A 10,118-nucleotide genomic window follows, 5' to 3' on the forward strand; every position below is an offset into this window, starting at 1 on the left:
CGTACTCCCTCGCCGGCGGCGCGACCGAGATCGCCATCCACGAGGTCGGGCACACCGCGTACGGACTGGCGGACGAGTACCCGTACTACGCCGGCGGCAAGGAGACCGGACACGACCACCACCCGGCGGGTGAGCCGGCCGAGCCGAACGTCACCGTCAACACCAACCGCCTCACCTTGAAATGGGGTTGGGCGGTCGCCGCGAGCACGGCCCTGCCCACGATGAGCAACCCGGACTGCGCGACGGTGGACACCCGGCCCAGCCCGGTACCCACCGGCACGGTCGGCCTGTTCGAGGGCGCGCACTACTACCACTGCGGGGCCTACCGGCCCGAGTACACCTGCAAGATGCGGGAGTTGGGCGTCCCCTTCTGCCGGGTGTGCCGACAGGTGATCTGGAACCGGATCGGCCCCCTCGCGACCCTGCCCGCCCGCGCCCGCACGCCGCTCAGCGTCGTCGCCCGCTACCCCGAGCACCTGGACGTCTTCGCCGTGGCGTCCGACGGGCGCACCATGTCGAACTGGTGGGACCAGTCCAGCGGTTGGGCCGGGTGGTTCCAGGTCTCCGGGGGCCTGGCCTCGCCCGGCGGCACGGGCGCGCCGGTCACCTCGATCGCACGCTACGCCGGCCACCTCGACCTGTTCGTCGTCGGCACCGACAACCGGATCTGGAGCACCTGGTGGGACCGGTCGACCGGCTGGGCGAGCTGGTTCCGCGTCGGGGGCCTGGTCGCCCGGCCCGGTTCGACGGTCAACGTCGTCAGCCGGTACGCCGACCACCTGGACCTGTTCACCACGGCGTCCGACGGCAAGATCATGTCGACGTGGTGGGACGCCCGTACCGGCTGGGCGGCCGACTGGTTCCAGATCGGCGGCGGTGTCGCGGCGAACGGCGCGACGGTCACGGCCGTGGCGCGCTACCCCTTCCACCTCGACGTCTTCACGGTGGGCACGGACAACCGCGTCTACAGCGCCTGGTGGGACGAACGCTCCGGCTGGTCGGCGTGGTTCCCGCTGCCCGGCCTCACCTGCCGGCCCGACTCCACCGTCACGGCCGTCGCCCGCCACCGCGACCACCTGGACCTGTTCACCACGGCGTCCGACGGCAAGATCATGTCGACCTGGTGGGACGCGCGCAGCGGCTGGGCGGGATGGTTCCAGGTGTCCGGGGGCGTCGCGTCACCGGGGTCACCGGTCACCGCCGTGGTGCGCTACACGAACCACATGGACCTGTTCGTGGTCGGCACCGACAACCGGATCTACTCGACGTGGTGGCACGACACCACGGGCTGGGCGGCGTGGTTCAACGTGTCCGGCGGAGTCGCCCGACCCGGCAGCCAGATCGCGGCGCTGACCCGCGTCACCGAGCACCTGGACCTGTTCGCGGTCGGCACGGACGGAACCGTTCACAGCACGTGGTGGGACGCGTCGGGCGGCTGGGCCGGCTGGTTCCAGCTGGGCATCACCTGAGGCCTGGCGGGGCGGCCGAGGCCCCCTGCGCGGGCACGTAGCGGGACGCGTCGGGCGGCTGGGCCGGCTGGTTCCGGTCCGGCGTCCCCTGGGGACGGCCCTGCGACGACGGGAGCCCCGGGCGCCCGCCCTTGCTCACCAAGGGCGGGCGCCCGGGGCTCGCACGCGTTCCGCGGGCCGCCAGCCGGGCCGGCGGGCCGGAGCGTCCGCAACCGGGCACCGGGCCCGCCGCCGCGTCCGCAACCGGGGACCGGGCCCGTCGCCGCGTCCACAAGCGGGCACCGGGCCCGCCGCGTCCGCAACCGGACACGAGGCCCGCCACCGCGTCATTCGGGGAAGTGCGCCGCCTGTGCGTCCTCGAGCGGCAAAGTCTCCTCTTCCCCGAAGTCGGGGGCCTGGAAGGGGTTGGTCACCGGAGCGGGCGACGCGGCGGCGGCGCGGCGCGGTTGCCCTTCCGGGGCGGAGAACAGCGATGTCAGATCGATGGGAGAACTCTCTTTCGTGGCAGGTCCCACGAGGGACCTGGGGTGCCGGACCGGGCACAGCGGTTCTACAGCTACAGCTTGGTCATCTTGGCGTACGGGCTGAGAACCCGCACCTGCGCCGAGCCGAAGTCCACGAGGGCCGCGACACCGTCCTCGATGCCGATCACCCGGCCGAGGCCGTACATGTCGTGCGTGACCTGGTCCCCCAGGGAGAAGTGCTTGGGGGCCGGCGGAACCGGGGCCTTGAAGGGGCTGGTAGGCAGATGACGCTTCGGCGCAGCAGGCTTTGTCATGGCTCAGTATGCGCCTATTCGGGGCCCCCGCGCTGTGGCCGTCGGCACAGATCCGAACGACCCCAGCGGCACCACACCGCTGACCTGGGGTTTCTCCCCCTGACCCAGCGAAACGAGCCGATACGATCGACGCGGGGCCCTCCCGGGGATCGGCTGACGTGCCCGGCCCGGACGGTGAGGGGCCGGTCAGCCCGTTGAGCCCCGCTCCGCCATGAGCAACGATGAGCCCATGAGCCATGGCTTACGCCGCGCCACCGGACTGGCCGCCCTGATCGCGGGCATCGCACTGGCCGCCTGGATCGCCTTCGGACCCCCGCAGACCTGGCACGGGACCCCAGCCCTCGGCCGTCCCGCCCTCGGACTGGTATCCCTGGCAATGATCAGCATCTCGCCGAGACTGATCTTTCCCCATGGCAGGCAGGACGGCGCCGGCGGCGGAACGAACGGGGCGTGAACGACGCCGCCTGTGCCGGAAGCGCGATCCACGCAAGAGGGCCGACGGTGCCCGTCATGAGACGTACCCCGCTCCGTGCAGGAGCTAGGCAGGCGCAACCGTCGGCCAGCCGCCGAAGCTTGCCAGCACCCCGGGGCCAGTCGCATCCAACCAACCCTGCCGACTCGCCGTCAAAGAAGATCCCCGGTGGCTGGAACGCGACTCCGACGCGCGCATGGTCGTCGTCGACGTGTTCGCCAAGATGCGCGGTCGGGCCCCGGCTGGGCTGTCGGCGACTTCCCAACCAAGGTCTCCGGAACCCGGAACCAACGGCATTGCCGGAGCGCTGACGCCACGCTCGCACCGCAGCGTACCCGCGGGCAGGCTGGCCGGCATCCTGCACGTCACCGGCCACGCCGAGGAGGAAGCCGAAGACGCCCTCGGCTTCCAGCCCGCCTCTCAGCATTGCCGTCCCTGCAGCTGACGTCGGCGTGCTGACACTGTGGTCGGCGCTCGCCTCCCCTTCATCGCACAGCCGTCCTGCGCCGGTAGTACGCGAGTGTCGTGGCCGCCAGGAGGGGCGCCCAGGCCAACAGCGGGGAGTAGCACGCCACGAGAAGCACTTGCTGGGCCGGCGTCTGCGTGACACGCCCGATCAGCCCTGCCGCCTGGGTACAGGCGAACCACCCCACTATCGTGCACAGCACCGCCGCCCCGAGCATTGCCGGTACTACCGCAGCGAGCGGATGCACGCGCCGTCCGCCGATGAGCGGGAGCCAGCGGGGTGCGACCTCGCCCCACGGCCGCACCAAGCCCACTGTGAGCAAGGCGAGGCCTTCTGTCATCAAGGTCAGCGAGACGGCCACGAACGCCTCGCGACCGTTCCGGCCCAACTGCTCAGCCACCGGGAGCCCCGCGACCTGGGCGATCCGCCACAGGCCGGACGGCAGGGTGACAAGGGGCACCGTGTGAGCCGCGAGGACAGCCCAGCGTGGAGCATGGGACAACCCGTCGATCTTCACCATGAGTTCCATCGTGCTCACGCCGAGATGCCCGCACATCCGCACGCAGGATGACGAGCCTGTCCTCTATGGGGAGTACCTCGCCACCGCGCCGGCGCGGTGCCCAGGAACCCACCGCCCTCGGTTCGGAGGACCGCGAGCCGGCGTCCAAGCCCACCATGAACCTCCACTCGACGCCGCCCTGACTGAGAAGCGGGTCGCCCTTCGATCGGCTGGGGAGCCTATTGGGCGAGTGACGAAACCGTCGCCGTCAGAGATGCGAAACGCCCTGGAGGGGAGATCCCCTCCGGGGCGTTTTTGCTGGTAGCAGGGGGCTCCCCCGGCAGGACTCGAGCTGCGGTCAAGCGCTTAGAAGGCGCCTGGTGAATCTTGAGTCACGCCCCTGCTGACCTGGTCCTCTTTCTGGGCCGGGGGTCTCATCGACGCTTGGAAGGTCGTCGCAGTACTGCGCTCGAAGAGTGACTGTGCCGGCAGAACTCGGGTCTGCGACGGCTGCCAGTTTGTCCTTGAAGGCTTCGATGTCGTCAGGCGACGCAAGCGGCGCCGCGTCTGCGGTGGCCTCCGCTTCAGTTCGAGCCTTCAGCCCGCCGTCGCGATCCAGCTCCTTGGCCGACTCGCATACCGTCTCCCGGTTCGGCTTGCCCCCGTCAACGGTTTCAATCCGGCACACAGAGTCGGAGACCATTTTCAGGCCCTGAGCCTGCTTCACTATCTTTCCGGCAGCGGTCAGCGTTGCGTCGCTCAGAGACACAGCAGTCGCCAGCAAGTCCCCTGAAGTGGACGGTGCCTCGTCGGCTTTGGCCGAGGCCGCGCACGCTGGCGCGGTGGGTGAGGCAGAAGGAGTGGGATGGGTCGCCGATGCGGATTCGGCTCTGGACGACGCATGTCCGGCTGACGGCGCGGACGAACAGCCTGGGATGCAAGTCGCCATGACCAGTGCGACTGTGGCCAATCGACGCAAGGATGCACTCCTGAAGGAAGTGTGAAGGTCGGCTGAGCATACGGCCGTGCAACCTTGGGAGGCAGGAGGTTGAGAAGATGCGTTCGAGCTGAGATGGGCTGGTAAGAAACACCCCATCTTGCCTGACCGCTAGCCCTGGGTGGAACCCGTTAGGCCTGAGGACTCTGACCTGATCTTTCATCACTGGCGAGTGCGGGGCTTCTGTCACTGTTGATCGCTGTGGTCGGCCTCAAGCGCCCTCACGGCCCAAGGGCGGGCCAGCATCCCCCCGGAAGCGCTGACCCTGTCACGGCGTAACGGGGCGGGCCCACCCCCTTCTACGCCAGCCGGGGCCCGCTGGGATGACGTTGCGCGTCATTACGGTGGTGGCCGCGGGGATGTCATAACCCTTTTCTCATGAACAACCACACACATGTCGTCGTGGAGGCGCCGGACGGAAGGGGTCTTCGGGCCGTACGCGTCCAGGGTGAAACCGTCGGCCGAGCCTGGTCTCTGCGCGACGTCCGGAGGCTTCTGCGGCGGGCCGGCCTACCCTCGGACCTCGACCTCGACGACTCGGGACGCGTTCACTGGGCGGCGGACAAGTCGTGCTGGCCGGACCGCCCCTTGCGAAGACGTGCTGTCGGCGCGGTGATGGCGCTGGGGCTCCTAGCCTCCGCAGCTGTGCTGTTCTACGTGGGTACGACGGATGCCTTCAACGCGCTGGCGTACGGAGGGCGCATCATAGGCGTTACCTTCATCGCGGCAGCGCTGGTGGAAACAGCCGCGACAGTGGCTGTTTGCGACTACTGGGGCAAGAGGGCATTGCGCTACTCGGGTGCGGCCGTCCTGCTGGGCGTCGGCACCGTAATGGTGACGAATCTGATGTTCCTGATCACACAGATTCAGGGTTGGGAGTACACCCCCTTCCTCTTGCTGTGGGTCGCCCTGGCACTTTGGGTGGGCTGGTCCCTGTGGGCGCTGACGCGCCAGAAGGTATGGCAGGAAATCCCCCATCCCAAGGGCATCGCGCTCAGCGTCGTGGTGTCCGGGGTCATCGGACTCGCGAGCCTCGCCTACTCACAGATGTACATTCCGTACTCCACACCCGTGGAAATTCCTTTCAATGTCTCGTTCGGTGACTCCACCCTGAATGCGGACGGGACTGTGCTTCATGTTCCGGCACATGTGGAGTTTCGCAATTCCGGTTCGGTGAGGATCTACGTGGTGGGCACCTTGTGGACAGTCAACGGATATCCGACGACCTTCACGGTAAAAGGAACCGGGGCGAACGTCTGGAAGAGCGAGCTATGGAATGACGCCGAAACGGTGAGGCACGTAATCTACTCACCGTCTCAAATGCTAGGAACAGGGAGACTTGCAGATCCAGGCTCCTGGGCCGACCCCGGGGATGACTACTCATCCGACTTCGTAGTCGATGTGCCGCTGCGGTCAGGGCTTGGTCGCATTGAGGTCGTGGCACAGGCCTCTTTCGTCCGCGCCGACCGAGGCAAGTTGGGCAACAACTACGGGGACTCAGGGGAAACCTCTTGGAATACGGAATCAGAGAACGCGGAGCACATCCGGAGCGCCCCGAGCTGGGTGGCGCGCCCGGAGGACGATTTCTATCGCTACCATTCCAAAATTTACCACAGCAGCGAGATGCTGAACCTGACCCACTCCACAGACTATGCGACCGCATGGTGGATCCTCCCCACATGGCACGAGGGAGATCTATTCGCCAAGGGCGACACCGAGCCTGATCTGAAAGTCTCCATCTCGCGAGATCCGGAGGGCGAAGAACGACTCAGCGACCCGGAGCAGGAGCCATACGGAATGAAGACAGAAACTCGTTGGACTGAGCGCACTGTCGACCAGCTTCTGAAAGCAGCGAAGAAATAGCCCCCGTCGCTGACTGCCGCCCTCTGAGCGATGGCCAGACAGGGATGCTGGCGTACGTCAGATGTGGATGTCAGGAGTCGCCCTGTGAGCAGCGGCTAGTGGTTGATCGGGATCTCGTACACGATCTCGCAGTGGGCGGCGGGCACCACGATGTCCGCAGTCTCCACGGGCCGCCCCTGGTCGCTGTAGTACGTCCGCCGGATGTGCGTGACGAGCGCAGCCTTTTGGATGCCCAGAAGTGACGCCTCCTCGGCGGTCGCCCGCCTCGGCTCAGGCTGCTCCACGGCGTGGCTGACGGTGACACCGATCGCGGCCATGCGGTTCACGACCCCAGCCCCGGCGTGCGGCCCTCCCTCTGGGAGGACAACGAGCGTGCCGGCGGTGAGGTCGTACGGCTCCCAACTCGTCGACAGTTGCACGGGCCTGCCATCGGCCAGGAATTCGTACGTCGTCCGGACGCACAGGTCGCCCTCGGCGATGCCGAGCCGCGTCGCGATGTCCACCGGGGCCGGCACCTTGGCCTCAGTCCGGCTTTCCCAGTCCCCTTGCCTGCCCACGGCCTTCATGTCCGCCCGGAAGGGCGACCCGTCGGGGCGCTCGCGCGCGGAAGAACGGACCACCCGTACCCGCTGCCGGGGCTCAGCGACGTACGTGCCCGAACCGGCGCGGCCCTCCAGCACACCCTGGGAAATCAGCAGCTCCTGAGCCCGGCGGACCACGTTCTCGCCGACCCCGTACTCCTGGCCGATCTGGGCGCGGGACGGTAGGCGGTCCCCGGGCTCCCACACGTGCTCCGCGATCTGGCGCCGGAGTTCGTCGGCGATGCGGAGGTAGGGCGGCTGCTCAGGCACATGGAAAATCTAGTCCACTAGCTAACCTAGTTAACCAGCTTTTCTGAGAGTGATCGCCGGTTGACGGAGGCTGCCCTGTGCCCGCTTCGGGATCTCGCGTGGCGGCCATCGTCGCCCGGCGGTCCGTCCTCGGGCTTCCCACGCGTGTTGAGGAGTACGACCGCTAGACGTCGGCCGAAGCGGAGACACCGGCGGCGCTCTCTATGGCGGGAGGCCCTGGAAGTGGTGGCCGAGGCCGATCGGTTCGGACTCCTGGCCACCAGTCTGAACGGCCGCACCCTCTGGGCGGTCGTACACAAAGCGGTCCCCGCGACGGGCGATGTCGGGGGACCGAGCCATCAGCGATAGGAGCTGAGCAGCGTGCTCAACCGTATCCGCCGTGCCGTCTCACTCACCAGAGCGCGGTACGCCCAAAGGCAGGCATCGCCGCCCCTTGTCGACGTCCCGCTCGACGGCCGCCCCAGCCTGCCCGCCGTCCGCCGACGCGTCGAGGCGGCCACTGGGTCGGGTTTCCGACATCGCCGACCACCGACTCCCGCTCGCGGGGGAGGACAACGCACTCGTCCGCCCCTATGTGCTGGCCTGGGAGCAACGGGTACGGCCACGGGCGGTGGTCTTCGCTTCGCATCTGCCAGCTGAAGCCTGGTCGGCTCTGGCGGGCGCCCGCTGATGACTCCACGCCAACAGCTCCGCGTCACCGATGCCTCGGCCGTCCCCTACCGGTCGACCGCCTGCCGTGTCCCTTTGGGCGTGACCCCTTCGTCCCGAACTATCGGCTGGACGGCCATTGCGGTAAAGGACGCTGGTCTTGTGGTTATCGACGGCCTCTGGTAGCTACTCGTGGTCGCGGTGGTTGCTGTACTCCGCTGCTGTACAGCAGGCACCGACGGGGTTCACCCTGACCAGTCGGCAGGATACTGGAGCATGTGAGCGCGGGCCGTGCCTCCGTGGGTCTGTGTGGCACCCAATCAGGACGCCTCCATCGCCGTGCGCGCCGCTTCCACGAATCGCCCCAGACACCGCAGGTACGCCTCTTGCACCTCGTTGAAGCGAGCGTGCCCGTCCGAGTCACCGCAGATGATGCGCCACAGGCACCGGTTGCCGTTCAGCGCGGCGTCCAGGACGGCTTGGGCCGCTTCGGCGGTAGTGGGCGGCCCTTCTAGGACGACGACACGGACGCTGTGCATGAGGGGGTCGTAAGCCTCACGCAGCTCCGAACGCAGTTCCTCGAAGCGCGTAAGTCGCTGGTCCGGCTCGGGGATCTGGCGGAGCGCATTCGCGACTCTCCAGTAGAGCTCACCTATGACGTGGGCGTGTCCCATCAGCTCCAGGTACGCGGCCCGCCGCAACTCTCGAACTCGGCCACGATGCTGGGCCTGTAATGAAGCCTCAGCCTGAACACGGGCGGCCCGCACGTTCCCCAGGTTGGTCACCCAGCTGGCGAACACAGCCGTACCGCCGGTGAAAGCCGCGACCCAAATCGCGCTGTCCCCCATGCTGATCAGTGTTGGCGAGGCCTCCGCCTCTGTCGAGGGGGCCTTGCGACACCCGCCTTTTAAGAGTTGATCCGCCCCGGCTCCAGCAGCTGCCGCCCTCTGGTGCGATGGCTGGACGGGGATGTTGGCGTAGGCCTCCGTCCGGCGTCGTTGATGTCAGCCTTGGATGACAGAGCTCGCTCTGAGCGGGCGGGCCGCCGGCCTCAGCGCGAGGGGCGCCTCTTCGGAGGGACCGGGCCCGGGATCACATCCTTGCCAAGGTGTTCCTTGATCAGGTACTTGAGTTCCGGCCCTTCGATGAGCTGGAGCCGGCCATGCTGGCGGGCAAAGTCGTGGCTGGCCCTGCCGAACCACGATGTGGTGATCAGGACGCCTTTGGCAGCACGCTTGTGCTCGACCACTCCGGCCAGCGCCTGGACGGACTCCACGCCCACGAGCTTGCTGTAGCGCTTCGCCTGAATGATGCACTCACCGTTGAAGACGGGATCCTTGCTGACAGCCACCGCGTCAACGCCCTCGTCTTTGGACGCCTGGGTGTTCCAGGCCTCCATGCCGATCGCCTCAAACAGTTGGCGAATCAGGTGCTCGAACTCGGTGGGCGTCAGCTTCACCAGCACGGGCCTACTGTCCAGGCCTGCGACTACGTCCATGCTGTCCATGAGCCGGTACTTCGACAGGTCGAACTCGATGATGGGGCGAATCGGTTCAAGATCGTAGGGGTTGGGAGACACCAAAGCGTTGAGTCCCCTGAGGCACTGCGCTGGATCAACCTGGCTGAGACGGAGCTTCCCGAACTGCTCCCTGCTGGCGCTGAGCGTCACCAGACAAGGTGAGACCTCCTGACCGGTGGCCCGGTCGATGGTTTTCACATGACCGTTGAGGATCACTCCCTTGACGATCCGGTCCGGATCGCTCGTCAAGACCTCGTGGACTGTCCTCAGAGCGACTTGGGCAAGGACGGAGGCGTAGATCTCCTTGCGTTCCTTCTCTGGACGAGGCAACACGGTTGTCTCATCCCGGTTCTTCACGTATCGGTAGCCCCGCGCCGTAGGAACGATCGACTCAGGCGGCAAGTGGATCTCAACGAGTACGTCACCTGTGGCAGGTCGAAAGGCGATCCGATGCTCGTGGGGGAAGCCCAATGGATACTCCGACGCATTCAGAACAGCCCCTAGATGAGCCTCGACCGCTGCGGGCTCCCCGGCCCTGTACGCCTCGCGTTCCTCG

Annotated in this window: 10 protein-coding genes and 1 pseudogene; 5 read left to right on the forward strand and 6 right to left on the reverse strand. The window is 67.3% G+C overall.

Annotated elements, in window-relative coordinates:
• A partial coding sequence (locus tag IE312_RS34190; RefSeq protein WP_229900771.1) for a DUF8189 domain-containing protein occupies positions 1 to 1,469 on the forward strand: 1,469 nt, incomplete at its 5' end.
• A 556-nt stretch (positions 1,470 to 2,025) separates the two neighbouring features.
• Here the strand turns inward: IE312_RS34190 and IE312_RS34195 are convergent.
• A complete protein-coding gene (locus IE312_RS34195; protein ID WP_189986112.1) occupies positions 2,026 to 2,247 on the reverse strand; it encodes a hypothetical protein in 222 nt (73 codons plus the stop codon).
• A 229-nt stretch (positions 2,248 to 2,476) separates the two neighbouring features.
• On the opposite strand from IE312_RS34195, the gene IE312_RS34200 reads away from it, so the two are divergent.
• Positions 2,477 to 2,701, forward strand: coding sequence for a hypothetical protein (locus IE312_RS34200; protein ID WP_189986113.1), 225 nt, complete (start codon positions 2,477 to 2,479; stop codon positions 2,699 to 2,701).
• Between the two features lie 214 nt (positions 2,702 to 2,915).
• A complete protein-coding gene (locus tag IE312_RS34205; RefSeq protein ID WP_189986114.1) occupies positions 2,916 to 3,164 on the forward strand; it encodes a hypothetical protein in 249 nt (82 codons plus the stop codon).
• Between the two features lie 40 nt (positions 3,165 to 3,204).
• Here the strand turns inward: IE312_RS34205 and IE312_RS34210 are convergent, their stop codons facing one another.
• The gene (locus IE312_RS34210) at positions 3,205 to 3,705 is read right to left on the reverse strand and encodes a hypothetical protein (protein WP_189986115.1); all 501 of its coding nucleotides are present in this window, start codon (positions 3,703 to 3,705) and stop codon (positions 3,205 to 3,207) included.
• A 337-nt stretch (positions 3,706 to 4,042) separates the two neighbouring features.
• Positions 4,043 to 4,453, reverse strand: coding sequence for a hypothetical protein (locus IE312_RS34215; protein WP_189986116.1), 411 nt, complete (start codon positions 4,451 to 4,453; stop codon positions 4,043 to 4,045).
• 873 nt (positions 4,454 to 5,326) lie between these two features.
• Here IE312_RS34215 and IE312_RS34220 point away from each other — a divergent pair.
• Positions 5,327 to 6,544 carry a hypothetical protein gene (locus tag IE312_RS34220; RefSeq protein WP_189986117.1) on the forward strand — a complete coding sequence of 406 codons (1,218 nt, stop codon included), beginning with the start codon at positions 5,327 to 5,329 and terminating at the stop codon, positions 6,542 to 6,544.
• Positions 6,545 to 6,639: 95 nt separating this feature from the next.
• On the opposite strand, the gene IE312_RS34225 is transcribed toward IE312_RS34220, so the two are convergent.
• Complete coding sequence (locus IE312_RS34225; RefSeq protein WP_189986118.1) at positions 6,640 to 7,395, reverse strand: GntR family transcriptional regulator; 756 nt, start codon at positions 7,393 to 7,395, stop codon at positions 6,640 to 6,642.
• A gap of 77 nt (positions 7,396 to 7,472) precedes the next feature.
• On the opposite strand from IE312_RS34225, the pseudogene IE312_RS43125 reads away from it, so the two are divergent.
• Positions 7,473 to 7,743 (forward strand): annotated as a pseudogene (locus IE312_RS43125) (hypothetical protein).
• Between the two features lie 620 nt (positions 7,744 to 8,363).
• Here the strand turns inward: IE312_RS43125 and IE312_RS34230 are convergent.
• Positions 8,364 to 8,891: a hypothetical protein gene (locus IE312_RS34230; RefSeq protein ID WP_189986119.1), complete on the reverse strand. Its 528-nt coding sequence runs from the start codon at positions 8,889 to 8,891 to the stop codon at positions 8,364 to 8,366.
• 203 nt (positions 8,892 to 9,094) lie between these two features.
• Positions 9,095 to 10,118, reverse strand: a 1,024-nt coding sequence (locus tag IE312_RS34235; protein ID WP_229900772.1) for a restriction endonuclease, incomplete at its 5' end; no start/stop codon positions are given.

The sequence above is a fragment of the Streptomyces capoamus genome (genome assembly GCF_014654935.1).
GTDB lineage: Bacteria > Actinomycetota > Actinomycetes > Streptomycetales > Streptomycetaceae > Streptomyces > Streptomyces capoamus.

Bases quoted from the DNA above. Each gene is read 5' to 3' on its own strand.
- IE312_RS34210 (WP_189986115.1), bottom strand. From the start codon at position 3,705: ATGGTGAAGATCGACGGGTTGTCCCATGCTCCACGCTGGGCTGTCCTC.
- IE312_RS34230 (WP_189986119.1), bottom strand. From the start codon at position 8,891: ATGGGGGACAGCGCGATTTGGGTCGCGGCTTTCACCGGCGGTACGGCT.
- IE312_RS34200 (WP_189986113.1), top strand. From the start codon at position 2,477: ATGAGCCATGGCTTACGCCGCGCCACCGGACTGGCCGCCCTGATCGCG.
- IE312_RS34205 (WP_189986114.1), top strand. From the start codon at position 2,916: ATGGTCGTCGTCGACGTGTTCGCCAAGATGCGCGGTCGGGCCCCGGCT.
- IE312_RS34195 (WP_189986112.1), bottom strand. From the start codon at position 2,247: ATGACAAAGCCTGCTGCGCCGAAGCGTCATCTGCCTACCAGCCCCTTC.